Source organism: Bordetella tumbae (assembly GCF_054780995.1).
The window spans coordinates 18141-44869 of sequence record NZ_BAAGVG010000003.1; the positions used below are offsets into that span (position 1 = coordinate 18141).

20 protein-coding genes are annotated in these 26729 nt (G+C 60.6%); 15 read left to right on the forward strand and 5 right to left on the reverse strand.

The annotated features are described in order from the left end of the window. The first annotated feature begins 198 nt into the window (after window positions 1–198). Complete coding sequence (locus ACYVI2_RS01620; RefSeq protein ID WP_415820853.1) at window positions 199–7965, forward strand: autotransporter-associated beta strand repeat-containing protein; 7767 nt, start codon at window positions 199–201, stop codon at window positions 7963–7965. A 168-nt stretch (window positions 7966–8133) separates the two neighbouring features. Here ACYVI2_RS01620 and phnN read toward each other — a convergent pair whose 3' ends face one another. The 5 genes from phnN to phnF all read right to left on the reverse strand — a co-directional run bounded on the left by phnN (window position 8134) and on the right by phnF (window position 13037). Continuing rightward, window positions 8134–8748 carry a phosphonate metabolism protein/1,5-bisphosphokinase (PRPP-forming) PhnN gene (gene phnN, locus ACYVI2_RS01625; protein ID WP_415820852.1) on the reverse strand — a complete coding sequence of 205 codons (615 nt, stop codon included), beginning with the start codon at window positions 8746–8748 and terminating at the stop codon, window positions 8134–8136. Window positions 8749–8831: 83 nt separating this feature from the next. After that, complete coding sequence (locus tag ACYVI2_RS01630; RefSeq protein ID WP_415820851.1) at window positions 8832–9578, reverse strand: DUF1045 domain-containing protein; 747 nt, start codon at window positions 9576–9578, stop codon at window positions 8832–8834. 84 nt (window positions 9579–9662) lie between these two features. Then, window positions 9663–10862: an alpha-D-ribose 1-methylphosphonate 5-triphosphate diphosphatase gene (locus ACYVI2_RS01635; protein WP_415820850.1), complete on the reverse strand. Its 1200-nt coding sequence runs from the start codon at window positions 10860–10862 to the stop codon at window positions 9663–9665. Between the two features lie 38 nt (window positions 10863–10900). Further along, on the reverse strand, window positions 10901–12106 hold the full coding sequence (locus ACYVI2_RS01640) for an RNA-guided endonuclease TnpB family protein (RefSeq protein ID WP_415820849.1): 1206 nt from the start codon (window positions 12104–12106) through the stop codon (window positions 10901–10903). Between the two features lie 205 nt (window positions 12107–12311). Then, on the reverse strand, window positions 12312–13037 hold the full coding sequence (gene phnF, locus ACYVI2_RS01645; protein WP_415820872.1) for a phosphonate metabolism transcriptional regulator PhnF: 726 nt from the start codon (window positions 13035–13037) through the stop codon (window positions 12312–12314). Window positions 13038–13291: 254 nt separating this feature from the next. On the opposite strand from phnF, the gene phnG reads away from it, so the two are divergent. The 14 genes from phnG (at window position 13292) to ACYVI2_RS01715 (ending at window position 26719) form a co-directional block, all read left to right on the forward strand. Beyond that, a complete protein-coding gene (gene phnG, locus ACYVI2_RS01650; protein WP_415820848.1) occupies window positions 13292–13777 on the forward strand; it encodes a phosphonate C-P lyase system protein PhnG in 486 nt (161 codons plus the stop codon). A 1-nt stretch (window position 13778) separates the two neighbouring features. Further along, window positions 13779–14399: a phosphonate C-P lyase system protein PhnH gene (gene phnH, locus ACYVI2_RS01655; RefSeq protein WP_415820847.1), complete on the forward strand. Its 621-nt coding sequence runs from the start codon at window positions 13779–13781 to the stop codon at window positions 14397–14399. A gap of 1 nt (window position 14400) precedes the next feature. Next, window positions 14401–15531, forward strand: a complete 1131-nt coding sequence (locus tag ACYVI2_RS01660; RefSeq protein ID WP_415820846.1) for a carbon-phosphorus lyase complex subunit — start codon at window positions 14401–14403, stop codon at window positions 15529–15531. Then, complete coding sequence (locus tag ACYVI2_RS01665) at window positions 15528–16430, forward strand: alpha-D-ribose 1-methylphosphonate 5-phosphate C-P-lyase PhnJ (protein ID WP_415820845.1); 903 nt, start codon at window positions 15528–15530, stop codon at window positions 16428–16430. Before ACYVI2_RS01660 ends, ACYVI2_RS01665 begins: the two co-directional genes overlap by 4 nt. Beyond that, window positions 16427–17203: a phosphonate C-P lyase system protein PhnK gene (gene phnK / locus ACYVI2_RS01670; protein WP_415820844.1), complete on the forward strand. Its 777-nt coding sequence runs from the start codon at window positions 16427–16429 to the stop codon at window positions 17201–17203. The genes ACYVI2_RS01665 and phnK overlap by 4 nt, the downstream gene beginning before the upstream one ends. Window positions 17204–17207: 4 nt before the next feature. Then, a complete protein-coding gene (gene phnL / locus ACYVI2_RS01675) occupies window positions 17208–18044 on the forward strand; it encodes a phosphonate C-P lyase system protein PhnL (RefSeq protein ID WP_415820843.1) in 837 nt (278 codons plus the stop codon). A gap of 3 nt (window positions 18045–18047) precedes the next feature. Beyond that, on the forward strand, window positions 18048–19235 hold the full coding sequence (locus tag ACYVI2_RS01680) for an alpha-D-ribose 1-methylphosphonate 5-triphosphate diphosphatase (RefSeq protein WP_415820842.1): 1188 nt from the start codon (window positions 18048–18050) through the stop codon (window positions 19233–19235). A gap of 155 nt (window positions 19236–19390) precedes the next feature. Continuing rightward, window positions 19391–20455: a class II fructose-bisphosphate aldolase gene (gene fba / locus ACYVI2_RS01685; protein WP_415820841.1), complete on the forward strand. Its 1065-nt coding sequence runs from the start codon at window positions 19391–19393 to the stop codon at window positions 20453–20455. A gap of 92 nt (window positions 20456–20547) precedes the next feature. Next, window positions 20548–21429 carry a phosphoribosylaminoimidazolesuccinocarboxamide synthase gene (locus ACYVI2_RS01690; protein WP_415820840.1) on the forward strand — a complete coding sequence of 294 codons (882 nt, stop codon included), beginning with the start codon at window positions 20548–20550 and terminating at the stop codon, window positions 21427–21429. A gap of 184 nt (window positions 21430–21613) precedes the next feature. Then, on the forward strand, window positions 21614–22135 hold the full coding sequence (gene purE / locus ACYVI2_RS01695; RefSeq protein WP_415808532.1) for a 5-(carboxyamino)imidazole ribonucleotide mutase: 522 nt from the start codon (window positions 21614–21616) through the stop codon (window positions 22133–22135). Between the two features lie 37 nt (window positions 22136–22172). Then, window positions 22173–23366 carry a 5-(carboxyamino)imidazole ribonucleotide synthase gene (locus tag ACYVI2_RS01700; protein WP_415820838.1) on the forward strand — a complete coding sequence of 398 codons (1194 nt, stop codon included), beginning with the start codon at window positions 22173–22175 and terminating at the stop codon, window positions 23364–23366. Between the two features lie 34 nt (window positions 23367–23400). Beyond that, on the forward strand, window positions 23401–24483 hold the full coding sequence (locus tag ACYVI2_RS01705; protein ID WP_415820870.1) for an L-threonylcarbamoyladenylate synthase: 1083 nt from the start codon (window positions 23401–23403) through the stop codon (window positions 24481–24483). 111 nt (window positions 24484–24594) lie between these two features. Next, complete coding sequence (locus tag ACYVI2_RS01710; RefSeq protein ID WP_415820837.1) at window positions 24595–25689, forward strand: TauD/TfdA family dioxygenase; 1095 nt, start codon at window positions 24595–24597, stop codon at window positions 25687–25689. A gap of 46 nt (window positions 25690–25735) precedes the next feature. Next, window positions 25736–26719 (forward strand): Bug family tripartite tricarboxylate transporter substrate binding protein, encoded by a 984-nt coding sequence (locus ACYVI2_RS01715; protein WP_415820836.1) that lies wholly within the window; start codon window positions 25736–25738, stop codon window positions 26717–26719. Window positions 26720–26729 lie beyond the last annotated feature (10 nt).

Genomic DNA, 26729 nt, shown 5'->3' on the forward strand with positions numbered 1-26729 from the left:
GCCTTACTGGCAAAAGCCGATACTTGTCAATAAAGAAAATCTCAAAATACCCGTCGCTCGCTGGCGTCCACGCTGTGCGAATCCCGGCGGGTAGATGTTTTTGTAAATAGGACGGAACTACACAAAACCCATTGTTACCTATGCTGACGGAACGGAGAACGGATCTCTCGTGCCGTACTGTGCAACTGGAGACGACAAATGGGTTCTAAGTTCCCCGCAGGCCTGCGTATGCGGCCGCTGGCTGTACTGATCGGTGTGGCGTTGGCAAGCGGAATGTTTAGCCGGCAGGCAAACGCGAATTGTGACGCGAATGGAAACGACATAAATTGCACCGGCACGACCACGACGACGGTCCAGGTCGGGTCGGGCGGCAACTTGAACGTCGCTAGCGGTGCGAGTATCTCGGTCACGGGCCAGCAAACAAAAGCGGTCAACGTGATCGGCGGCGGTAATGCCATCACAAATAACGGCACGCTCTCCAGCGATCAGATGCCGGCGATCTGGTTTGATACTGGGTCAGGCTCGACAATGAACGTAATCCACAATAATGGCATCGTAACGACGGGCGTTATCAACAGCGATGGCTCTCTCGGAAGCGTTATCGGCAGCTCGCACGATATCGACGTGGGGTTCAATAACAATTTCACTGGGGTCGTCAATGGCAGCTTGATCTTCGCAGGGGGCGACGACAATCTCAATCTCGATCCGGGCTCGAAAATTACCGGCGATATAGACGGGGGAAAGGGCAATAATGCGTTGCTTCTAGGCTCGGACGTCGGCACTCAGGACACCTTGACCAGCAACGTCAAGAATTTTCAAACGCTCTTCGCCAAGGGGCCGGGTACGTGGACGATGTCGGGGGATATCGTCCAGAATGATGATGGCTCTCTGATATCGATCGAGGTGGGGCCGGGCACGCTGGTGCTGACGGGGGCCAACAAAGCCGTCGGCTCGGTGAAAATCGACGCAAGCTCTACCTTCGAAACAAGCGCACAAGGCTTATTGGGTGATATCGCAATGGTCCCGGACCTAGGGGTCACCGGCGGAAAAATGGTCTTTGCGCAGCAGGACGACGCCACGTACAAAGGAAAGGTGAGCGGCATCGGATCGGTGACCAAGACCGGGGCCGGCACTCTCACGCTGGAGGGCGACAATACCCATACCGAGGGCACGAAAATCTCAGGCGGTACCATTGCCATTAGCAAAGATAACGCGCTGGGCGCAGACAACGGAGCCCTCACGCTAGACGGTGGCACGCTGCAGTTAACGAGCAGTGTCGATTTGTCGCCGAGCCGTGCGATCAGCGTCACCGCGAACAACGGGACGATTGAAACCGTCACCGGCGTAAGCAGCACGGTGAGTCAGGGGATCGGCGGCGACGGCGCGTTCGTTAAAAGCGGCGCAGGCACACTGACGCTTACCGGCAATAGCACCTATATCGGGGGTACCACGGTCGCTGGCGGCACGCTGCAACTGGGTGACGGCAACAATACGGGCAGTATCCAGGGCGACGTACGCATCAACGAAGGCGGGGAACTCGTTTTCAATCAGCCCGATACGTTTACTTTTGACCGTCTGATCAGCGGTGATGGGTCGGTGACTCAACAGGGGCCTGGCATCACAATTTTGACGGATGCGAATTCCTATACCGGTGGAACGACCATCTCGGGCGGCACGCTGCAACTGGGCGACGGCACCGTGGCAGCCGGCGGCATTGTTGGCGACGTGACCAATAACGGCAAGCTCGCTTTCAACCGAGCCAATGCGGTAACGTTTGACGGTGCCATCAGCGGCAGCGGCTCGGTGACCCAACTGGGCGCTGGCACCACGACGTTGACCGGCAACAATAGCTATCGCGGCGGCACGATCATCTCGAACGGTGCGATTGCAATCACCACAGACAGTGCGCTGGGCGATGCCGGGGGATCGCTCACGCTGGACGGTGGCGAGCTGGATCTGAACAGCGGTATCGACCTGTCGCCGACTCGCGCGATCGCCATTACCTCGCGCAACGGTACGATTGTGACCGCGGGGGGCACGACCAGCACGGTGAGCCAGGCGATCAGTGGCGATGGCACGCTCCTCAAAAACGGTGGGGGCACGCTGACGTTGACCGGCAATAACGTCTACCAGGGGACAACGATTGCCGGAGGCAAATTGCAGTTGGGCAATGGGGGGACGACGGGCAACATTACCGGCGGTGTGCTCAATAACAGCATACTCGTTTTCAACCGTTCCGATAACGTTGCCTTTGGCAATGCCATCAGCGGCATCGGCGAGGTGGTTCAGGAGGGGAGCGGGACGATCACCCTGACGGGCGCCAATACCTATCATGGCGGCACACGCATATCGAGTGGTGCGATTGCAATTGACGCCGACGGTGTGCTCGGTGACGCAGCCGGAGCGGTCATGCTGGACGGCGGCACGCTTCAGTTGACTAGCGGCATCGACCTGGCTGCGACGCGTGCCATTGACGTTACTGCGCGCAACGGTACGATTGCGACGGCGGCGGGCACGACCAGCACGGTGGTGCAGGAGATCAAGGGCGCCGGCGCGCTCACGAAGAGCGGTGCGGGTACGCTTACGCTTAGTGGCGATAACCAATATAAGGGGGGCACCACGATTGCCGGCGGCACACTGCAGGTGGGCAACGGCGGCTCGACAGGGCATATCAAGGGCAACGTGGACATCAATGCCGGCACTGTGCTTGCTTTGAATCGATCCGATGATGCGTTCGTGCTGGGTGGCGTGATCAGCGGCGACGGCCTGGTGGTCCAGCAGGGCACCGGTACCTCTACCCTGACAGGCGTCAATACCTATACCGGCGGAACGTCGATCAATGCTGGCACACTGAGCGTCGCAGCCGACGACAATCTCGGCGCAGCGTCGGGTGGGCTGACATTCAATGGCGGTACGCTATTGAATACCGCCGGCTTTACGACGGCACGTGACATCAGCCTGTCAGCGGGAGGCGGTACGTTCAATACCGCTGTGGCGCTCGTCCATACCGGCGCACTTTCCGGCAGCGGCCCGTTGACCAAAGCCGGCGATAGCATTCTCACGTTGGCGGGCAATAACGACTATAGCGGAGACGCGCGCGTACAGGCCGGGACGCTGATGGTCAATAGCACGCTGGGTGGCACGGCGACCGTTGCTTCCGGCGGCTCGCTGGGCGGCGTGGGTACTGTGGCGGGTGCGGTCACTATCAACTCGAATGGCACGCTGCTCGGACGCCAGGGGCAAGTGCTGACGTTCGGCAGCGATCTTACGCTTGGCAGTAACGCATTTATAAACGCCGGGCTGGGTGCACCCGAGGCTACCGGTCTGTTCGAGGTCAAGGGCGACCTCGTACTTGATGGCCAGTTGAATATTTCTGATCTTGGCGGCTTCAGCGCGGGCGTTTATCGGCTGATTAACTACGACGGTGATCTGACCAACAATGTATTGAGCGTCGGTACAGTTCCGACCGGTGCGGATGCCACACAAATTCAAGTACAGACAGCGGTGGCCAACCAAGTTAATTTGATCAACGAAACCGGGGTGACGCTCAACTTCTGGGATGGAGCAACGGTGTCTAACGAGGACAACGGCGCAGTCAATGGCGGTGACGGGACGTGGACCACATCGGACCAGAACTGGACCGCCGCGGATGGGCTCGTCAACGGGTCTTGGGAAAACGGCCATTTCGCGATATTCCAAGGCCAGCCCGGCACGGTCACGGTCGACAGCAATAGCGACATTGCGGTGGCGGGTATGCAGTTTGCGACCAGCGGCTATCGCATCCAGGGCAGTGCGATTACCTTATCCGGCACACCGGCCACCATCCGCGTCGGCGATGGCAGCGCTCAGTCAGCCAAATTCACGGCCACCATAGATTCCGCGCTGTCAGGATCCGGCGCCTTGAGCAAGACCGATTTAGGCACGCTGGTGCTGACGGGCAATAATACCTATGGCGGCGGCACGACCATTACGAGCGGCACGCTGCAACTGGGCAATGGCGGTGCAACGGGCCTTATTACAGGCAACGTGGCCAATAATGGCGTGTTGGCTTTCAACCGTTCCGATAACGTCACGTTCGGCGGTGCCATCAGCGGCAGCGGCGCGGTGGCGCAGCTGGGAGGCGGCACGACAACCCTGACGGGCAGCAATAGCTATCTCGGCGGTACGACTATTTCGAACGGCACGATCGCAATGAGCGCAAGCGCCGACAATACAGATAGCGCGCTGGGAGACTCCCGAGGAGCGCTTACGCTGGACGGTGGGACGCTGCAGTTGAACGGAGGGGTCACGCTATCGCCGAATCGTGCAGTCAGCATTACCGCACGCAACGGTACGATTGCGACCGAGGAAGGCACCATCAGCACGGTGACGCAGGCCATTAAAGGAAACGGCGCGCTTACGAAGAAAGGCGCAGGCACGCTTACGCTTGGCGGCGCAAACACGTATAGCGGCGGCACGACTATTTCGAGCGGCACGCTGCAACTCGGCACAGGCGGGACGAGCGGCAGCATTGCGGGCAATGTCGCCAATAACGGCGTACTCGTTTTCAACCGTTCCGATAACGTAGCCTTTGACAATGAAATCAGCGGTACCGGTTCGGTAGTTCTGCAAGGGACCGGGGTCACGACTCTGACGGGCGCCAATACATATAGCGGAGGTACGACGGTCAATGCCGGCACACTGAGCGTCGGGGCTGATGATAATCTCGGCACACCAGCAGGTACGCTGACATTAAACGGCGGGACGCTCGTCAACACCGCAAGCTTCATAACGCAGCGTGGCGTGACGCTATCTTCGGGCGGCGGCACGTTCAATACCGGTACCGCATTCACCCTTGGTGGCGCGCTTTCCGGCAATGGTTCGTTGACCAAGATCGGCGACAGCGTCCTCACGCTGGCCGGTCACAATGACTATGACGGAGATGTAGACGTTCAGGCGGGTACGCTGATGGTCAACAGCACGCTGGGTGGAAAGATGAATGTCGCCACCGGCGCCTCGCTGGGAGGTACGGGCACCGTGGGCGGCGCAGCGACCGTCGCCACGGGGGCTATCTTGCTCGGGCAGCAGGGCCAGGTGCTGACATTCCGCGACGACCTTGCGCTTGCCGGTGGTTCGTTAATTAACGTTGAACTAGGCGCACCTGAGAGTTCGGGGCTGTTCGATGTGACCGGCAACCTCGTCCTGGACGGCCAGCTGAACATTTCCGATCTTGGCGGCTTCGGCCCCGGCATTTATCGACTCTTCAACTACGGCGGCAGCCTGACCGACAATGGTTTGGATATCGGCACCATTCCGACGGGGATCGACCGCGCGGGAATGACCGTGCAGACAGCGCAGGCCAATGAGGTGAATCTGGTCAACACCACAGGGGTGACGCTGCATTTCTGGGATGGTGGAGCGGCATCGAACCAAGACAACGGCGTTGTGGATGGCGGCGATGGGACGTGGCGCACCGGGAATTCGGATTGGACCACTCCGGATGGCAGAGAGAACGGCGAATGGGTCAACGGCAACTTCGCCGTATTTCAGGGCCAGCCCGGTACGGTGACTGTCGACAACGATGGTGTATCGGTTTCCGGAATGCAGTTTTCCACCGACGGCTATCGGGTACAGGGCGGCCCGATCACGCTGGCACGGCAGGAGACCATCGTTCGCACTGGGGCAGGCGGACTACATGGTGCTGACGTGACGGCGACGATCGCGTCGGCGTTGACTGGAACCGGCGGTCTGACGAAGACCGATCTCGGCATGCTGGTGCTCACGGGCAACAACAGCTACACGGGCAACACCATTCTGAGAGGAGGCACGCTGCAATTAGGCGAGGGCGGCGCGACCGGCAGCATCGCGGGTGATGTCGCGATCGCTCACAACGCCGGGCTCGTTTTCAATCGTTCCGATGACGCCTTGGTGCTGGGCGGCACGATCAGTGGCGCCGGCTCGGTGACGCAGCTGGGCGGCGGCACGACGACGCTCACGGGCGAGAACACCTATAGCGGCGGCACCTACATTTCCAAAGGCGTCTTGCAACTCGGTGACGGTGGCGAGCGCGGCAGCCTTACCGGCCAAGTGACGACTACCAAAGATGGGGCGCTTGCCTTTAACCGCTCTGATAACGTGAAGTTCAATGGCGCGATTACCGGCGCCGGGTCTGTCATCCAGCGCGGAAGCGGCACGACCATACTGACGGGCGGCAATACCTACAGTGGAGGTACGAGCATCACGCACGGCACGTTGCAGCTGGGTGATGGCGGCACTACCGGCAGCATTCAGGGGAATGTCGACATTGCCGATCGCGCGGCGCTGGCTTTCAACCGTTCAGACGCACAGCGGTTTGACGGCTTGATCTCTGGTTCGGGGCAAATCCGGCACATCGGTTCAGGCCAGACCACACTGACGGCCAACAGCGCTGCGTTCACCGGCACGACGACGATCGAGCGCGGCACGCTGGCGGTCAACGGCAGCCTTTGCGGCGGTATGAACGTCGGCGCGGGCGGGCGGCTGCAAGGTACCGGCTCGGTGTGCGGCACGACCAACAGCGGTACGGTGGCGCCGGGCAATTCGATCGGCACGTTGACGATCGCGGGGAACTACGTGGGCGCCGGTGGCGCGCTGGAGATGGAAACGGTGCTGGGCGGTGACAACTCGCCAACGGACAAGCTGGTGGTCACCGGTGACACGTCGGGCGCCACCAACGTGCGGGTGATCAACAACGGCGGCGCCGGTGCACAGACGGTCGAGGGCATCAAGCTGATCGATGTGGGCGGAAACTCCGCTGGCGCTTTCTCGCTGGTAGGAGACTACGTCATACAGGGACAGCCGGCCGTCGTGGCCGGCGCGTACGCCTATACCTTGCAGAAAAACGGCGTGAGTACTCCTGATGATGGCGACTGGTACCTGCGCTCATCATTAGTGCCCTCTGGTGGGGGCGGCAACGAGCCGCAACCCCCCGCATCGGGCCCGCTGTATCAGCCTGGTGTACCCCTCTACGAGGCGTATCCGTCGGTGCTGCTCGGTTTGAACAGCTTGTCGACCCTGCAGGAGCGAGTGGGCAATCAGTATGGGTATTCGGGTAACGGGGCGACGCCGTCCGAGGCCGCAGGTCGGTACACGCGGTCTGGCCCTGTAGAGGGTGCATGGGCACGCGTAGAGGGCGTGAACAGCCGCTTCGAGCCCAAACATTCATCCACCGGCATCACCACCCATACCGACCAGTACAAAATCCAGGTGGGCGTGGATCACTCGTTAGCGGAGAACCAGAGTGGGCGTCTGGTGGGTGGCGTCAACGCGCAATATGGCAACGCCTCATCCAGTGTCGATTCGTTCTATGGCAAGGGTCAAATCAAGGCCGATGCCTACAGTTTAGGCACGTCGCTGACGTGGTATGGCGACAACGGCTCCTACGTGGACGGTCAGGCGAAACTGAGCTGGTTCAGCAGCACGTTGTCATCCCGCACCTTGGGCCGAGGCCTGTCCAAGGATAACGACGGCTTTGGCTACGCGCTGGGCGTGGAAACCGGCAAACGTATTGGGCTCGGCAATGGATGGGGTGTGACGCCGCAAGCGCAATTGCAGTATTCGTCGGTGGACTTTGACAGTTTTACCGATCCCTACGGTGCACGGGTTTCGCTGGAGAGCGGCGACAGCCTGCTGGGACGTCTGGGCGTGGCAGCGGATCATCAGGATGTGGTGCGCGACGCGATGGGCAAGGTCGTCCATCGACGCAGTGTCTACGGCATTGCCAACCTGTACTACGAAATGCTCGATGGTACGGCGGTCCGGGTGGCCGGAGGCCGGGTCGCCAGTGCCGATGATCGAGCCGCCGCGGGTCTAGGAGCGGGCGCGACGTATAGCTGGGCCGACGACAAGTATGGCGTGTATGGCGAAGTGATGGCCAAGACCAGCCTGGCGAACTTCGGCGAAAGCTACAGCTATAGCGGTACCGTCGGTCTGCGGGTGCGATACTGACCTGAGAGATAGCTGTTGTGGCCCGCGTGTCATTCGACATGCGGGTTTTTTTGTTGCCGGGCCGCCCCAAAACAAAAACGCCCCCTTGGGGGGGGGCAGCAAGCCGGAGGCGCAGCGTGGGGGCTTTTTTTGTTGCCGGGCCGCCCGCATCCGCGTACTGGTGCAGTCTTAGGCTGGCAGCAGCCTGCGCGCTATTTTCAGTAATTGCCCGGCGGCGTCTTCGGGGGCGGTATTGTTGGGCAGCGAGCTGACGGAGCAGGTGGCCGGGATACGATAGGGTTGCACGGCTTTCTCCAAACGCGCCTGGATCTGCGCCGCCGTTTCGCGGCCACGTTGACGCAGACGCGTGGCCAATACGTCGGGATGGGTCGTGACTTCGATGGCTGTCAGATAGGGATAGCGTGCGTGGGCCAAGGCGAGATGCGCACGCGAGCCGTTGATGATGACGACGGCGTTACCCGCCAGCCACGTATCGATCTCGACGCCAATCCCGTAATGCAAGCCATGGCTATGCCAGTGCAGCGCAAAACAACCCAGATCGATGCGGCGTTGGAACTCGGTGTTGCTCAAGGCGACCGAAGATTCGTCGGCACTGCTGGGCCGGGTGATATAACGGTGCGCGACCAGTACCGGCTCGTTAGGCTGCAATGTGGTGCGCAGATGGCGCAGCAGTGTGTCTTTTCCGCTGCCGGACGCGCCCATGAGGTAAATCAGCCGTTGTCCGCGCTGTGCCTCCGCGGCGGCAGGGGACGTGGCCGCTGGTGCGATGAGGATAGGGTTCACGTTTGTGTTTGACTAAAAGCGGAGCTCGCATCGCCGTGCCTGTTGGTGAACGGGGCGGGTGGGCTGCGGCAGGGTTGGTGTATTCACGCGTATTGAGCATCATCCTGCGTCTGGAGGAACCGCGCGCCAGCCCCATCACGCGTTGTGCCATCAAACCCATAGTGGCGCGCCACCACAAAGTCTGCGCCCGGCTCGGGCTCTACGTAGAGGCTGACGGCATTGACGGGCATAGGGCGTTGCAAAGCGGAATTTTCCAATGCATCGAGCCGGGCTTGCGCCTCACGCATTGCCGCGTCGTCCAATTGACCCGTCAGCGTGATGTGAAAGGTAAAGGTCTCGAACACATACGGATAGCCCCAGCGATCGAGCATCTGCCTTTGCATTGGGCTGAGGTGTTGCGGTTGGCGGCGCGCCAGCTCGGCAGGTTCCGGCGGCGCGCGAAACGCATCAAGATCGGCAACGGCGGCATTGGCCAGCGCGTTCGTGCGGGATAGGGCATGTTTGTCGTCGATGCACCAAGCCAGAAAGCCGCGCAGGGATTCGCGTCGCAACGGAATGCCGAATGGCTCCTGTTGTACGGCGAATGCACGCACTGCCCGGTCCAATGCCGCAGCGTTTTGTCCATGGCGCAATCGAAATGGCGCCTTTAGCGTGGCGTGCAGGCCATAGCGGCGTGGTGCGCGGGTCCACTCATCCAGTCGCGGATCGGTTCCCGCAGCGCGAGGAACGGGCGCGCCGGTGTCTTCGCAACGGCCGAGCCATTGACGGCCCAATTCGCGCCATGCGCCCACAGGCGCCAGATACAAGGCATAACGATAAGCAGAGGGCATGACTACGTTCAAATTCGAATGATGAAACGCCGGGTGTTCAAGTGCATTGTGCGACGCCGGCTCAAGCGCTTCACTGATAAGTATTTACGCTGCGAGACGGTCCGCCTCGATCGACGCAAAGCTACGGGCAGCATAGCGCAATACGCCACCCACAATCGCCGCGCAGACGCGAGGCAGTCCCGGCACGCTGTCATCCACAATGATGGCATCTGCCGCTTGTCCCGTTGCCAGAGATCCTCGATCCGTCAGTCCTGCGGCACGGGCCGGGTTGGCGCAGACGAGGTTCCAGGCCTTATCCAGGGGAAGAATGTCTTGTTCGACCAGGCGCAGTGCGGCGGTCAAAGGCGCTGGATAGTAGTAGTCGGAGGTCAGAATGTCGCACAGGCCGGCGCGGATCATTTCGGTGGCGTTGGGCGCATTAGTATGGCTGCGGCCGCGCACGACGTTCGGTGCGCCGAATACTGTGGCATCACCCAAGTCGCGCGCCAGGCGCGCGACATCGGCTGTCAGCGGGAACTCGGCGACGCGGCAACCCAGCTGGTGGTAGTAGCGGCGCGTGGTGGGATCGGGATCATCGTGCGAGGCTACGCTCAGGCCCGCAGAGCGCGCGCACTGAGTCAGTTCGCGCATCGCGTCGGCCACCTCGTTGGCGCATGACAGCGCCTGGCGGATGCGGGCCTGGAACGTGTCCAGGCCGCATTCTGCGCGGTCGGCATATTGCAGAAGCTTGCGGTCGTCACCCAGGCGCCGCGCCATGCCGGGCAGGTGATCATTGAGCGCCAGAAACTGGACGCGGCCATCGCGTATCCATTGCTGTGCAATCTCGACGCCGCCGATATGATGCGTTTCGAAACGCAGGTGCACATGATGCCGCGCGCCCATTGCATCCTGCATGCGAGCCAAGGACTCAAACATGCGTTCGGCATAAGGCTCGCCGCGCAGACCGCCTTCCCACGACAGGGTGACGCCATGAAACTCGGTCGTGATCCCGTTAGCCAGCAACTGCCGGTCTACATCATGGAGCGCGGCATCATAGGGAAAGGTGACGCCGGGGCGCGGCATGATGGCGCGCTCAAAAGCATCTCCATGCAGATCGATGATGCCTGGCAAGACTAACAGATTGCCGGCATCCAGCCACGATGAGCCCGTGATGGGAGAGCCGCTTCTGCCGGCGATGCAGCCATCATGAAACGCGAAGCGGCCACAGGCCAGGCCTGCGGGTGTCAGTAGGCGCTGCCCGGAAATGCCCGCCAGCGCTGCGCAGGGAGAGGATATGGAGTTCATCCGCAACACCTTATCCGTCCACTATGACAACTGGATGTCTAGTTGACTGCTCCCTTCCCTAAAAGGGGAAGAGATTCCCACTTCACAGAACCGAGCCGTTGCACATCATCACTCATGCACTCAGGTCTTACCGTTTCTCCATGGGCTAACACCGCCAGCCCGGCGGCTAATACGTTATGCGCCGCGTTGATGTCGCGGTCGTGGTCGGCGTTGCATTGCGGACAGGACCAATGCCGCACACTCAACGGCAGCTTTGGTAAGACATATCCGCAAACGTGGCAGCGCTTGCTCGACGGGTACCAGCGATCTACCCGCACGAACTCACGCCAATACCAACGGGCCTTGTATTCCAGTTGCCTCACAAACTCCGCCCATCCGGCATCGCCGATGGACTTAGCAAGACAGCGGTTTTTCTGCATGTTGGACACATACAAGCTTTCTACGGCGATCACTTGGTTCTCGTGGATCAACCGGGTAGAAAGCTGGTGCAGGAAATCCCTGCGGGTGTCTGCGATCTTTGCATGCAGCTTGGCGACTTTCAGCTTCGCCTTGGCGCGGCGAGCCGATCCCTTTTGTTTTCTGGCTAAGCGGCGCTGTAGCTTAGCCAACTTAACTTCATGCTTACGGAAGATCTGTAGTGCATCGACTTTTTCTCCTGTTGAGAGAATCGCAAAATGAGACAACCCCAGATCAATCCCGACACAGTTCGATGTGGGCGTTTTTTGCGCCACAACGTCGTCGCACAGCAGACTGACAAAGTATCGTCCTGCCGGGTCTTTGCTGATCGTGACGGTAGTGACCTTGGCGGCTTTAGGAATCTGACGGGACCAACGGATGGGCAACGCCTCAGCCATCTTCGCCAGCTTGAGCGAACGGCCATCCCATCTAAAGGCACTGGCGGTGTATTCCGCCGATTGCGGGCCATCCTTGCGTTTGAAGCGAGGATATCCCGTTCGCTTGGCAAAGAACCCGGCAAACGCCGTTTGCAGATGACGCAGTGTCTGCTGCAACGGAACACTGCTGACCTCGTTCAACCAGACGTAGTCCGGCAGTTTTTTCAGCGCCGTCAGGGCCGCAGAGGTGACGTGATACCCCAGGCGCGCCTGTCGCTCAGCCCAGGCGGTCGAACGAAGGCTAAGCATGTGGTTATAGACCACACGCACACAACCGAACGTGCGAGCCAGCGTGATCGCTTGCTCGGGCGTCGGATAGAACCGGAATCGGTAGGCACGTTTGGTTTGCATGCCCGAGATACTATCCGCGCCAGATCAGAAAACTGGATATTTATCCAGCCATCAACTCAAATCAGACCAATCTTGCAGCCTTGCGGCTGCGCCCCTTACCTCCCCGGCATGAATGCCGAGGTTTCTCGGAGCAATGGATGAATTTTTTGTTGCCGGGCCGCCCCAAAACAAAAAAGTCCCCAGGAGGCAGCAAGCCGGATAAGGCTCACGCCGTGTCGTTGGCGATGACCAATTGCACCGAGTCGCCGCCGAAACGCGTGAGGCTGTACTGCAGCGGTGTGCCGTCGCTGTCTACATTCAGCGACTCCACCTGCAGGATAGGACGGGTTTTGGGTTGGCTCAGCAACCGCGCGACCTCCGCTGACGGCAATATCGCGGTAATGCGCGACCATTTGCGCGTGTAGTCTGTCACGCCGTAATGTGCATACGCGCGCGAGATGGAACGCAGTGTGCGCAGCTGATCGGCAAAATCGGGAAAGCGGTTTTCGTCGATGTAGTGGTCCGAGACATCAATGCAACGATTTTCGGCTTTACCCAGGGACTGCACGCGCAGCAGCGGGGCGGTGCGTGCCAGTTCGAGATGCCGGGCGATGTCCGCGGCGCGCAGGCTCTGGCAGCCCATGACCTCGATATGGCCGAGCACGCCTTGATTCAACAGGTTTTCGGAAAAACGGGTGCGGCGGCCGATGGCATAGTCGATCGCATGCTCTTGCACAAAAGTCCCGCGGCCTTGTTCGATGCGCACTAGTCCGCCTTGCTCCAATTCGCTCATGGCGCGTCGGATGGTATGGCGGTTGACCGAAAATTTGGCGGCCAGCTCTGGCTCGGTCGGCAGGCGTTCACCCGGAGCATAGAGTTTCTTGCGGATGTCTTCCGCCAGCAGTTCGCCGATTTGCCGCCACACAGCGACGCCTGACCCTCGTTCGACCATATTAAAAATCCGTTCCGGTAATGGCAGCTTCATGTTGCACGGCCATGATTGTGCATCAGCTGCGAGCTGATGTAATGCCAGCGTCGCATCGTGGCAGCGTGTCATAAAAGATTCACGCGCCGGTGTTTTACTGAGCGCTGTTCCAGATTATATTTCATCCAGTCGTCTAGACGTATAGATAATAGGCGCACCACACTTCGCCTTCTTCTATCCGTTATCCCGAACACGTCTGCTCTCACTGGAAACCTCCACCTATGTCTGCATCGACTCAATTTTCTACGACTTCTCCGCCACCCGACGAGGCTGCCAGCCGCGCTGCCTGGATGCGTGTTCTGGCGTTGGCCGAGCCTGCCGCCTTGGACCTGGCCGTCAAAACACTGGGGCCCTTGCCCCCGCATCGCGCACTACGGGCGCCCGAGCGCGGCATGGCGATGGTTCGCGCGCGCAGTGGTGGGACGGGCGCGCAATTCAATTTGGGTGAAATGAGCATCACGCGCTGTGCGGTCACCCTCGAGGACGGCATCATGGGCGTGGCCTATGTTCAGGGGCGCGAGCGCCAACATGCCGAGCTGGCGGCGGTGCTGGATGCCCTGTTGCAGCGAGACGATTGGCACGATCGCGTTCAGTCGCAAGTGATTGCGCCGTTGGCGCAGACCCATTACGAACGTGCGCAGCATCGCGCGCGTGTCGCCGCTCAAACGCAAGTGGAGTTCTTCACGATGGTGCGGGGGGAAGACTGACATGTTGACGATACCGACTCCTGTTCCGAGTGCCCCGCCCGCCGCCGGGTTCGCCGATGCGGTGATGCAGTCGCAGCAGACTTTCCGTGCGGCCCTGCAGGCGTTGGCCCATCCCGGCAGCATTCACGATATTGCCGTCGAATGCGGTGTGCCGCCTGGGCTGTCGCTGGGGATGACGGCCATGTTGCTGGCGTTGGCCGACGTGGACACGCCGGTATGGCTGCCCGCCGATGCAGACGACGCTGTACGCCACTATTTACGTTTCCATTGTGGATGCCCACTGGTGAACGAGCCGATGCAGGCGCGTTTCGTCGTGGTGCCTGCCGGGCATATGGCCCCCGGCCTGACGCAATGCGATCCCGGCGATCCTGCTTATCCCGATATGTCTACGACGTTGCTGCTCGAGGTCGAGTCGCTGAGTCAGGACCCGGGCACCGCTTCGGTCGTATTGAGCGGTCCCGGTATTGCGACTCGGCAAACGCTGTCGGTGACTGGCCTGCCGGCGGATTTCTGGACGCAGTGGCGGGCCAATCACCAGTTGTTCCCGTTAGGTGTGGACGCATTTTTGATTCAGGGCAGCCAGCTGTGCGGTCTGCCTCGTACTGTTATGGCGGAGGGCTGATATGTACGTCGCTGTCAAAGGAGGCGAACGCGCCATCCTGAATTCCTATCGCATGCTTGATGCCTATCGGCGAGGCGATACGAGTATTCCCGAGCTGAGCCTGGCGCAGATCCGCGAGCAGATGCCATTGGCCGTGTCGCGCGTGATGGCCGAGGGCGCGCTTTATGATCCGCACTTGGCGGCATTGGCGATCAAGCAGGCCGCCGGAGATGTGCTCGAGGCCGTATTTTTGCTCAGGGCCTATCGCACGACCTTGCCGCGTTTTGGCTATACGCAGCCGGCAGATACTGCCCGTATGCGTTTAGCGCGGCGCATATCGTCCACGTTCAAGGACGTGCCGGGCGGGCAGATTCTCGGGCCCACTTATGACTACACCCAACGCTTGCTGGATTTTTCTCTGGAGGCCGACGGTGACGATGCGCGTGGTGAGCCGCTGCTCCCTGCAGCACAGCCTGTCGCGGCATCGATGCCGCGCGTGACGGATCTGTTGCAGCACGACGATCTGATTGATCAAGAGCCTATCCCGCCAGGCGATCCCGCGCCTTTTGATTTGACACGTCAGCCCTTGAACTTTCCCGCCGGGCGCGATGCGCGTCTGCAGAATCTGGCTCGCGCGGATGAGGGGTTTCTGTTATCGATGGGGTATTCCACGCAACGCGGCTACGGTAATACGCATCCCTTTGCTGCCGAGATCCGCTACGGGTCGTTGGAAGTCGACATGTTCATCGAAGAACTGGGATTCGCCGTCACGATAGGCGAAATCGAATTGACCGAGTGCCAGATGGTCAGCCAGTTCAGCGGCAATGCTCAGGAGGCGCCTAAATTTACCCGTGGCTATGGGTTGACCTTCGGTTATGGCGAACGCAAAGCGATGTCGATGGCCTTGGTCGATCGTGCACTCAAGGCCGAGGAACTCGGCGAGGCCGCTACTGCGCCGGCCAACGATCACGAGTTTGTGCTGTATCACAGCGATAACGTCGAGGCGTCGGGTTTCGTTCAACACTTGAAATTGCCGCATTACGTGGATTTTCAAGCCAATCTCGAGTTGCTGCGCCACATGCGCGACGAGCAAGCCACGGCGCAGGCTGCCGAGGCATCCCCTGTTCTTGCCGATGAGGCGGTGTCATCATGAACGCAGTCAGCACCACGGTCGCCCGCGACGACCATTACAACTTCGCGTATCTGGACGAGTCCACCAAGCGCATGCTGCGCCGGGCGTTGCTCAAAGCAGTTGCCATTCCGGGTTATCAAGTGCCGTTTGGCAGCCGCGAGATGCCTTTGCCTTATGGCTGGGGGACAGGCGGCATTCAAGTGACGGCAGCCATCATCGGCACGGACGATGTGTTGAAAGTCATTGACCAGGGTTCCGATGACACGACCAACGCGATCAACATCCGCCGATTCTTTGGCCGCGTGACGGGGGTGCGTACGACGGAATCCACGCGCGAGGCCACGATCGTGCAGACGCGCCACCGTATTCCCGAGACGCCGCTGCGCGAGGGCCAGATCATGGTGTATCAAGTGCCGATCCCCGAGCCCCTGCGCTGGCTGGAGCCCAGCGAAACCGAGACGCGCACCATGCATGCGTTGGCGGAGTATGGCGGCATGCATGTCAAGCTATACGAAGACATTGCACAGCATGGGCACATTGCGACGACCTACGACTATCCCGTGATCGTCAATGGCCGCTACATGATGCGTCCTTCTCCCATTCCGAAATTCGATAATCCCAAACTAGACAACAATCCGGCTTTGATGTTGTTTGGCGCAGGCCGTGAAAAACGCGTTTATGCGGTGCCGCCTTATACCCGCGTGAAAAGCCTGGATTTTGAGGATCATCCCTTTCGTGTCGAGCAATGGGATCAGTGTTGTGATCTCTGCGGTTCGACGCATACCTATCTCGATGAAATCATTCTGGACGATCAGGGCACACGGCGCTTCGTGTGTTCGGACACGGAATACTGTGCCGACCGGCAGGCCAACGGCCACACGGGGCCGGCCTTTACTGCAGACGCGGAGGCCTCGGTATGAATCCCCAACCTTTGCTTTCTGTGCGGGACATGACATGCACCTGGGATGGCGTGCATGGCTGCCGCGATATCAGTTTCGATTTGCACCCCGGCGAGGTGCTATGCGTAGTGGGCGAGTCGGGCTCGGGCAAGAGCACCTTGCTGCAAGCCGTGTCATGGCAGATGCAACCCGAATCTGGCAGCGTCCGGTACGACATCCGTAATCGCGGTTTCGTAGACCTGGCATCTCTGTCTGCTGCGCATTTGCGATTGCTCGCGCGCACGGATTGGGGGTTTGTACGTCAGAACGCCCGTGATGGATTACGCATGCAGGTCAGTGCAGGCGCCAATATTGCCGAGCGCCTGATGGCAGTGGGCGAGCGTCACTACGGCGACTTGCGCAGCACAGCAGGCGCCTGGCTGGAAAAAATGGAAATCGATGCGGACCGATTGGATGATGCACCCGCCGCATTTTCGGGCGGGATGCAGCAGCGCCTGCAGATTGCTCGCAACCTGGTTACGTATCCGCGCATGGTCTTTATGGATGAACCGACGGCATCGCTCGATGTATCGGTGCAGGCGCGATTGCTGGATCTGCTGCGTCAACTCGTTGCCGACCTCAAGCTTGCCGCCATTGTCGTGACGCACGATCTGGCAGTGGCGCGTTTGCTCGCGCATCGCACCCTGGTCATGCGTGGCGGCCGTGTCGTCGAAAGCGGCCTGACCGACCAGATTCTGGATGACCCCCAGCATCCGTATACGCAGTTGCTGGTGTCTTCGATATTGCAGAGCTGATTCTATGAACACATCACATGTATTGTCGTCTGCATCAGCGGCGGCGCAATCGGATTCGAATGTCTCAGTCGCAACGTTGGCAGGCGATCCCGAGGCCATTCAACAGGACCGGCGGACACAATCTGGTTCGTCCGATACGACCCTGGTCCAGGTTCGCGGGCTGGGCAAGATGTTCACCCTGCATAACCAGGGAGGCGTGCGCCTGCCGGTCCTGCAAAACGTCGATTTCGACGCTGGTCCTGGAGACTGCCTGGTGTTGGCGGGTCCTTCGGGGACGGGGAAAAGCACGTTGTTGCGTTGTCTCTATGGCAACTATTTGGCGACCGAAGGCAGCATTCGTATGCGCGACGGCGAGCGTTGGGTCGAATTGACACGAGCACCCGAGCAGCAGATCTTGCGGCTGCGGCGCGACGTCATTGGCTATGTCAGTCAGTTCTTGCGGGTGATTCCGCGGGTGTCCACATTGGACGTGGTGGCTGAGCCCTTGCGCGAGCGAGGTCAGGATGCAGAGGCGGCTCGCGAGCAGGCGGCAGCGTTGCTGCACCGTTTGAACGTACCGCAGCGGTTATGGGGCTTGCCTCCCGCGACCTTTTCCGGCGGAGAGCAGCAACGCGTGAATATTGCGCGGGGTTTTATCGGCGGCCACCCGATATTGCTGCTCGATGAGCCGACCGCGTCGCTGGATGCGGATAACCGTGCCGTCGTTGTTGCGCTGATCCGCGAGGCCGTTGCCGCGGGCCGGTGTCTCATCGGCATCTTTCATGACGAAGCGGTACGCGACGAAGTCGCGACACGCATTTTGCCCATTCAGCCGGCCGTGCCTGTCGGCGCCTCGGAGTAATCCATGTCAGCCCAGTACCTCACTCATGCCCGCATCGTGTTGCCGGACGCTGTACTGACCAACAGCGCCATTTTGATCCAGGACGGTGTCATCGCCGCTATCGAGCCTCAGGGCGTGCGCGATGCCGAAGAGGTCGATCTGCAAGGCCAGACCTTGTTGCCGGGGCTGATCGACGTGCATTGCGATGCCATCGAGAAAGAAGCCGAGCCTCGCTCGCGTGTGCTGTTTCCGCTGGATTTCGCGGTGGCGCAGGTGGACCGGCGCAACGCGGCGGCGGGCATCACGACTCCCTACCACGCGTTGTCGTTCTCCAATAGCGAATGGGGCGTGCGCAATAACGAGACGGCGTCCAGGTTGGCGCGCACGGTGCAGGCATTCCGTACGCACAGCCTGGTCGACAATCGGGTCCATTGCCGCTACGAAATTACCGACGCCGCCGCCATGCCCGTGTTGCAGGCGTTGCTGGAGGAGGCCGCGGTCGACCTGCTTTCCGTGATGGACCATTCACCGGGGCAAGGGCAGTTCAAGACCCTGGAGGCCTATCTGCAATACATGATGGGCAACCACGCGATGAGCCGTGACGAAGCCGAAGAGGTGGCGCGCGCCAAACTGCAGGCGCGCGATGGTGCTGCGCAGCGTGTCGAGACCCTGCTGGCGCAGGCGCATCGTCTTGGTATCCCCACGGCCAGCCATGATGACGATTCGGTGCAACGTATTGCGACCATGCGTAATCTGGGTGTGTCGATGAGCGAGTTCCCGATCAACCTGGACACGGCCACGGCGGCGGTTTCTTGCGGCCTGCCTACGATTTTGGGGGCGCCCAATATCCTGCGCGGCCAAAGCCAGAGCGGCTCGATGCGGGCCATTGACGCAGTGCGCGCCGGCGTGGCGGGTTGCTTGTGCTCCGATTACCAGCCGTCAACCTTGATCGCCGCCGCTTTTGCTGTCGCGGCACAGACTGACCTGACCTTGCCGCAGGCGATTGCCTTGGTGACCGCCAATCCGGCGGACGCTTGCAAACTGAGCGACCGCGGCCGCTTGGTCGAAGGTCTGCGCGCCGATATGGTGGCGGTGACGCTGCTGGGGGATTTACCGATGGTGACACATGCCTGGTCTGCGGGGCGGCTGGTGTTCTCGTCACACTATCGTGTCACGTCGCCCAGGCACGAGCGTGAAGTGGTCGCGGCTTGAGGAAAAACCTGCCTAATCGGCAACAAATTGAAAGGTTTGGGGCGGTCTGACACCTCCCGTGACACGCGTCACACAGCGCTTGCCACAATCCCAGCTAAAATCCCGGTATTCAGCAAGGCTCCAACCTATCATTCATCACTCAGGAGGACCACCTCATGGCCCTAGTCTCCATGCGCCAGCTGCTCGACCACGCGGCTGAGCACGGTTACGGCATTCCCGCGTTCAACGTCAATAACCTGGAACAAGTCCAGGCCATCATGGAAGCCGCTGCCGAAACCGACAGCCCGGTGATCATGCAGGCCTCGGCCGGTGCACGTAAGTACGCGGGCGAAGGTTTCCTGAAATATTTGATCCAGGCCGCCGTGGAATCCTATCCCCAGATCCCCGTCGTCATGCACCAGGATCACGGCCAATCCCCCAAGATCTGCCAAGGCGCCATCGACCTGGGATTCTCCAGCGTCATGATGGACGGCTCCCTGAAAGAGGACGGCAAGACCATCGCTGACTACGACTACAACGTCAACGTCACCAAAACCGTCGTCGATGCCGCGCACAAGCTGGGCGTGACCGTCGAGGGCGAACTGGGCTGCCTGGGCTCGCTCGAAACCATGATGGGCGACAAAGAAGACGGTCACGGCGCCGAGGGCACCATGACCCGCGATCAATTGCTGACCGATCCCGAGCAAGCCGCCGATTTCGTGCGCAAGACCCAACTGGACGCCCTGGCCATCGCCATCGGTACCAGCCACGGCGCGTACAAGTTCACCCGCAAGCCCACCGGCGACATCCTGTCGATCTCCCGCATCAAGGAAATCCACGCTCGCCTGCCGAACACCCACCTGGTGATGCACGGCAGCTCCAGCGTGCCACAAGACCTGTTGGCCGAGATCCGTGAATTCGGCGGCGACATGAAGGAAACCTACGGCGTGCCCGTCGAGGAAATCCAGGAAGCCATCAAGTACGGCGTGCGCAAGATCAATATCGACACCGACATCCGTCTGGCCATGACCGGTGCGATCCGTCGTTTCTTTGCTGAAAACCCCAGCAAATTCGACCCGCGCGAATACCTGAAGCCGGCCCGTGCCGCCGCCAAGGCGATCTGCGTCCAGCGCTACACCGAATTCGGTACCGCCGGTAACGCCAGCAAGATCAAGGCCGTCCCCTTGACCGAGATCGCCCAGCAGTACGCCTCGGGCAAGCTGACGCAAGTCGTACAATAAGGCCTGCTTCTTATTGTCCGTTGCAGACGCCGCCCACCGGGGCGGCGTCTGCATTTGCAGTAATCTATGCTTCTTTTGCGATAGGCCGATCCGTGACTTCCGCTCTGCACCAATCCAGCATCAAATCTCTGCCGCTACTGGGTCGCGGCAAGGTCCGCGACATGTACGCCGTGGGTGACGACAAATTGTTGATCGTCGCGTCCGACCGCATTTCCGCGTTCGATGTGATCCTTGACGACCCCATCCCCGGCAAAGGCCAGGTCCTGACCGAGTTGACGGAGTTTTGGCTGAGCAAGCTCGCGCACATTCTGCCGAACCATTCCACGGGCGTGAAACCCGAGGACGTGGTCGCTCCCGACGAGCTGGACCAAGTGCGTGGCCGCGCCGTTGTGGTCAAGCGCCTGAAACCCATCCTGGTCGAGGCCGTGGCGCGCGGCTATCTGATCGGATCGGGCTGGAAAGACTACCAAGCCACCGGCTCCGTGTGTGGCATCAAGCTGCCCGCCGGGCTGAACCAGGCCAGCAAGCTGCCCGAGCCGATTTTTACGCCGGCGGCCAAAGCCGAGTTCGGCACGCACGACGAAAACGTCGATTTTTCCCATGTGGTGAACGAAGTCGGCCAGGAAATGGCCGAGCGTATTCGTGACGTGACCCTGCGTCTGTACGCCGAGGCGTCCGCTTTTGCCGCGACCAAGGGCATCATCATTGCCGACACCAAATTCGAATTCGGCCTGGACGACGACGGCCAGCTGTACCTGATGGACGAGGTCTTGACACCCGATTCGTCGCGTTTCTGGCCCGCCGACGGCTATCGCGAAGGCATCAGCCCCCCGTCGTTCGACAAGCAATTCGTGCGCGACTGGCTGGAAACCCAGACCTGGGACAAAACCCCGCCGGCCCCGCGTCTGCCTCAAGAAGTCCTGGAAAAAACCGCCGCAAAATACCGCGAGGCGCTGGATCGCCTGATGGCGTAAGCGCGGTCGTATGTGGTGTTCCGGCGTTACACGGCCGGTGGGATAGATAAAACGGGGCGTAGAGCCCCGTTTTTGTTGGCGCGTCGGGGCACGCTGCGCAGCCCGCAGGCAAAGGCCGGGTAAAATACCAGGTTTTCCGCTCGTCGCGCCCTGGCGCGGCGCCTTCTTGCCTTGCGATTTAGCTATGACGACGACTTCTTCCGCCTCTGCGCCGGCTACCCCTGTGGTGGGCGTGATCATGGGTTCCTCCAGTGACTGGGACATCATGAAAAACGCCGTAGACATGCTGGAGGCCTTTGGCGTGCCGTATGAGGCGCGCGTCATCTCGGCGCATCGCATGCCGCAGGACATGGCGGAATATGGCGCCGCGGCGCGTTCCCGCGGCCTGCGCGGCATTATTGCCGGGGCAGGGGGCGCTGCCCATCTGCCCGGCATGATGGCCGCGCTGACCGAGGTTCCCGTGTTCGGTGTCCCCGTCCCGTCGCGCTACTTGCGCGGTGAGGATTCCCTCTTGTCCATCGTGCAAATGCCCAAGGGCGTGCCGGTCGCGACCTTTGCCATCGGCGAGGCCGGCGCCGCGAACGCTGCTTTGCACGTGATCGCCACTTTGGCCACGACCGACGACGCGTTGCACCGCCAACTGACGGCATTCCGTGCCCGCCAGACTGAAGCGGCCCGCAACATGATCGTTCCCCCGCAGCCCTGACCTTGCCACGAGCCCGCGTGGCGGGCCGCTTATGCGTATGACTTCTTCTACTGATTCTTTCACGATTGCACCTGGCGACTGGCTGGGAATGCTGGGCGGCGGCCAACTGGGCCGGATGTTCTGCCACGCTGCGCAAAGCCTGGGTTATCGCGTGGTCGTGCTGGACCCAGACGCCGGCGGCCCTGCTGCCGTCGTGGCGGATCGTCATATTCAGGCAGCCTATGACGACGCGGAGGGTTTGGCTGAGCTCGCCCGTAGCTGCCGCGCGGTGACGACCGAGTTCGAAAATGTGCCGGCAGACAGCCTGCGCGCATTGGCCGCAGCGCAATGCCGCGTCAGCCCAGCCGGCGACGCCGTGGCTGTTGTCCAGGATCGCATTGCCGAAAAAACCTTCATCGCAGCCCAGGGCATTCCTGTTGCCCCGCATGCCGCGATCCGCGCGCAACAGGATTTGCTTGATGCACCGGCTACGCTGTTTCCGGGCATCCTGAAAGTCGCCCGCTTGGGTTACGACGGTAAAGGCCAGGCACGCGTAGCCACGCGCGCCGAGGCGCAAGCCGCCTTTGCCGAGTTCGACGGCGTGCCGTGCGTGCTCGAGGCCCTGATGCCGCTGGACTACGAAATTTCCGTCGTCCTGGCACGCGGTTTTGATGGCGCAGATGTCGTCTTTCCGGTCGCACGCAATCTGCATCGCGATGGGATTCTGGCTGTATCGACAGTGGCGGCTACTGATAGCGATCCCGCACACGCTCAACGGCAGGCCAAGGCTACCGAGGCTGCACGCGCCATTGCACAGGGGTTGGGTTACCACGGTGTGCTGTGCGTCGAGTTTTTCGTATTGACCGACGGCAGTCTGATCGTCAACGAAATCGCGCCGCGTCCGCACAACAGCGGCCACTACACCATCGATGCCTGTGTCAGCAGCCAATTCGAACAGCAAGCGCGCGTCATGGCGGGTTTGCCCTTGGGCAGCACTGCATTGCTGGCCCCCGCTGTCATGTTGAACATCCTGGGCGATATCTGGTTCGAGCCTGGCGCGACGACGCCTCGTGAGCCCGACTGGTCGGCTGCGCTGGCGGTGCCGTCTGCCAAACTCCATCTGTATGGCAAACACGAAGCCCGCCGGGGCCGCAAAATGGGTCACGTGACCGTAGTCGCCGCGACCCTGGATCAAGCGCGTGCCGATGCCGCGCGCGTTGCCGCTGCGCTGGGCATGGCTGCACCCGAATAACACCATGTCAACGCGATCGTCTTTTTCGTCCGAAATGTCTGCCGGTGCAAATGCCAGGCGCGATGCGGGCGCCAGCAGTCCTGTCGATGAAGTATCGATTGCCCGTGCAGCGGATCGGCTGTTGGCGGGCGAACTGGTCGCGTTTCCTACAGAGACGGTTTATGGCCTGGGCGCCGACGCGGAAAACCCGCAGGCCGTCGCGCGCATTTATGCCGCGAAAGGACGTCCCTCCAATCATCCCGTGATCGTGCACGTCGCGCCCGGCGCGGATCTGCACTATTGGGCTCGCGAGATTCCCCCTCAGGCCCAGCGTTTGATCGAGGCCTTTTGGCCCGGTCCATTGACGCTGATCCTGCCGCGTGTGCCACATAGAGGCGACGTGGTCAGCGGTGGGCAAGATAGCATCGGTTTGCGTTGCCCTTCGCATCCTGTGGCCCAAGCCTTGCTTCGTGCGTTCGCAGCTGGAAAGCCCAATGGGCAGGGCGGCGTAGCGGCCCCGTCGGCCAACAAATTTGGCCAAGTATCACCGACGCATGCGGACCATGTGCGTAACGAGTTTCCAGACGAGGTCGCGCAAGGCATGCCGGTGTTGGACGGCGGCCCATCCGATGTGGGGATTGAATCGACCATTCTCGATCTGTCACGTTTAGCGCAGGGTGTTGGTCCTGTGTTGTTGCGGCCCGGTCATATTACCCCCGCGCAGATCGAGGCCGTGTTGGTCGAGCCCGTAGGCATGCCCGATGACGCCGCGCCACGTGCATCAGGCACGCTAAAAGCCCACTACGCACCGCACACGCCGCTGGAGCTGGCAACGTCTCAACGCCTGGCCGAAGTGATTCGCGGCATCGATATGCCTGACGGCCGCATCGCCGTCGTGGCTTTCGACAATGCTCCCGCCGAGATGAATTCGCATATCGCTTGGCATGTGGTGGCAAAGGATCCTGATCGTTATGCGCAATCGCTCTATGCGATGTTGCGCGAGCTCGATCGCAGCAGTTATGCCCGCATTGTGGTGCAGGCACCCCCGATGGATGCGGCGTGGCGTGCGGTCAATGATCGTATTGGACGGGCCGCCGCAGCATTTTCGTTGGATACAGCAGGACTGCCTGGCACCTGAGGCCATCGAAAATTCGCTTCAAAAGTATCAGAGGATCGCTTCAATAGGATTAGACATATCAGTACTCGCCATCGATACTAGGTCCACTTCAAAACGACCCAAGAGAGCGATATGTCTGTCTTATCTTCCTTGTCTCCGACGCGAGCGCCTTCCGCTTGGCGGGGCCCGGACGTTGATTGGATGCGCGAATGCCTGGTGCAGTTCGACTCGGACGACATAGCCGAAATCCGCCAGGCGCTGGATTATCTCGGTACGCATCGTCCCCCTAAGACTTTGCCCTTGGCTCAAGCGGAATTTCCACTCAATCGTGTCGCGGATAAACTGGGTGCGGTAGCGCGGCAGCTGCACGCGGGCAAAGGCTTTGCCATGTTGCGAGGCTTGCCGCGCGACCAGTTCGACGCCGATCAGATGGCACAGATCTACTTCGGACTATCGATCTATCTGGGTATCCCCATGTCCCAGTCTCATCGCGGCGAATTGCTGGGTCATGTATTGAATTTATCCGGCTATGGAGACGTGGCACGCGCCTACCAGAACGGTGGCGAAATGAACATGCACACCGACTCATGCGACATCATCGGTCTGATGTGCCTGCGTACGGCGCGTTCGGGGGGCGCGAGCCGTATCTCCAGTGCGCTGGCAATCCACGACGCGCTAGCACAATCCAGACCTGATCTGTTAGCACGGTTGTATGCCGGGTTTACCTTCATGCGGGGCGAGAAGGACGCTCAACTCGGTGATGGACGGCGCACCAGTGTGTCGCCTATTCCTGTCTATACGCGGTTGCAGGATTGGCCGCAGCAGGTAGCCTGCTATTTCCTGGGCAGCTATATCCGTAATGCCGCCAAGGCCGGGCATGCTCGGTTGAGCGATGCAGACCTGGACGCCGTAAAGGCTATTGAGATCATGGCTGAGTCTCCCGAGTATTACCTGGATATGCAATTCCAGGACGGCGATATCCAGTTTCTGAACAACCGCGTTATCTTGCACGGCCGTACGCATTACGAGGACAGTCCAGAGATCGAAAATCGGCGGCATTTGCTGCGCATGTGGTTGCGCGCGCCCAGTTGGCCAACGCTGCCCTCCGAGCAAATCATGCATAGCGACTCGGATCATGCGCTATGGCTACGTCGTCGAAATGCTGCGCTGGAACTGCCCAACGCCTATATCGACTCACTGCGCGCCACGGCAAATGCAGCGGCGTAATCCCGGCCGAGCGATGATCACAAGAACCATACAAGGGGAATACCGCATGAATCGTGTTTTTACGCGCCTCGTCCGACGCGCATTGTTAGGCTTGACGATGATCATGGCCGCCAACGCGGCCTGTGCCCAGAGTTTTCCCGATCACCCGATCGAGATAATCGTGCCCTATGCGCCTGGAGGACTGCTGGACGTGGCGGCGCGCTTGGCCGCGGACGCGCTGGGCAAAGAGCTGCATCAAGCTGTGGTGGTAAAGAACTACGCGGGTGCGGGTGGGACGATTGGTGCCGCTCGCCTCGCCAAGGCCCAGCCTGATGGCTATACGCTGGGTCTGGGATCGTTCGGCATGGTGATCAACAAGGTGTTGAGGCCGGAGGTCGATTATGACCCCCTGAAAAGCTTTACCACCATTGGCTATCTAGGCGATCAAGCGTTCGTGCTGATGGTGAATCCGCAGAAAATCCAGGCACGGAATACCGCCGAATTAATCGACTTGATCCGGGCGCATCCCGGTCAGTACACCTACGCTTCAGGCGGTGTGGGGGCTCCATCCCACGTGATGGCCGAGCAACTGAGCATCGTGCAGAAGTTGGACGTAGTGCATATACCTTATCAAGGCCAAAATCCTGCGATCCTGGCTCTGTTGAGCGGTGAGGTCGACTTCTCTCTGCAAACGGTAGCAGGCTCCGAAGACCTTATTCACACTGGGCGTATTCGCGCATTGGCTTCGACGGGCAAAAAGCGCCTGACTGCGCTGCCCCAAGTCCCCACGTTTTCAGAGCAGGGGATCGGCGGGTTGGAGCCCGAGAGCTGGTTGGGTATTTTTGCGCCGGCAGGGTTGAGCGATACGGTGCGTCAACGGCTGCAAGATGCCTGGGCAAATGTCGTCGCCAACCTGGCATTTCGCGATGCGCTCGCCAAACGGGCTATCGAGTCGCGCGATATCACGCCGACACAGTTCAATGCGATGATCGCTAGCGATAAAATTTACTGGACGGATGTGGTGAAGCGTACGGGCATTACGTTGAAGTGATTCGGTATCG

Bases quoted from the DNA above. Each gene is read 5' to 3' on its own strand.
- ACYVI2_RS01715 (WP_415820836.1), top strand. From the start codon at position 25,736: ATGAATCGTGTTTTTACGCGCCTCGTCCGACGCGCATTGTTAGGCTTG.
- ACYVI2_RS01660 (WP_415820846.1), top strand. From the start codon at position 14,401: ATGTACGTCGCTGTCAAAGGAGGCGAACGCGCCATCCTGAATTCCTAT.
- ACYVI2_RS01710 (WP_415820837.1), top strand. From the start codon at position 24,595: ATGTCTGTCTTATCTTCCTTGTCTCCGACGCGAGCGCCTTCCGCTTGG.
- phnK (WP_415820844.1), top strand. From the start codon at position 16,427: ATGAATCCCCAACCTTTGCTTTCTGTGCGGGACATGACATGCACCTGG.
- ACYVI2_RS01635 (WP_415820850.1), bottom strand. From the start codon at position 10,862: ATGAACTCCATATCCTCTCCCTGCGCAGCGCTGGCGGGCATTTCCGGG.
- phnG (WP_415820848.1), top strand. From the start codon at position 13,292: ATGTCTGCATCGACTCAATTTTCTACGACTTCTCCGCCACCCGACGAG.
- fba (WP_415820841.1), top strand. From the start codon at position 19,391: ATGGCCCTAGTCTCCATGCGCCAGCTGCTCGACCACGCGGCTGAGCAC.
- ACYVI2_RS01705 (WP_415820870.1), top strand. From the start codon at position 23,401: ATGTCTGCCGGTGCAAATGCCAGGCGCGATGCGGGCGCCAGCAGTCCT.
- phnL (WP_415820843.1), top strand. From the start codon at position 17,208: ATGAACACATCACATGTATTGTCGTCTGCATCAGCGGCGGCGCAATCG.
- ACYVI2_RS01620 (WP_415820853.1), top strand. From the start codon at position 199: ATGGGTTCTAAGTTCCCCGCAGGCCTGCGTATGCGGCCGCTGGCTGTA.
- ACYVI2_RS01665 (WP_415820845.1), top strand. From the start codon at position 15,528: ATGAACGCAGTCAGCACCACGGTCGCCCGCGACGACCATTACAACTTC.
- ACYVI2_RS01680 (WP_415820842.1), top strand. From the start codon at position 18,048: ATGTCAGCCCAGTACCTCACTCATGCCCGCATCGTGTTGCCGGACGCT.
- ACYVI2_RS01700 (WP_415820838.1), top strand. From the start codon at position 22,173: ATGACTTCTTCTACTGATTCTTTCACGATTGCACCTGGCGACTGGCTG.
- purE (WP_415808532.1), top strand. From the start codon at position 21,614: ATGACGACGACTTCTTCCGCCTCTGCGCCGGCTACCCCTGTGGTGGGC.
- ACYVI2_RS01630 (WP_415820851.1), bottom strand. From the start codon at position 9,578: ATGCCCTCTGCTTATCGTTATGCCTTGTATCTGGCGCCTGTGGGCGCA.
- phnH (WP_415820847.1), top strand. From the start codon at position 13,779: ATGTTGACGATACCGACTCCTGTTCCGAGTGCCCCGCCCGCCGCCGGG.
- phnF (WP_415820872.1), bottom strand. From the start codon at position 13,037: ATGGTCGAACGAGGGTCAGGCGTCGCTGTGTGGCGGCAAATCGGCGAA.
- ACYVI2_RS01640 (WP_415820849.1), bottom strand. From the start codon at position 12,106: ATGCAAACCAAACGTGCCTACCGATTCCGGTTCTATCCGACGCCCGAG.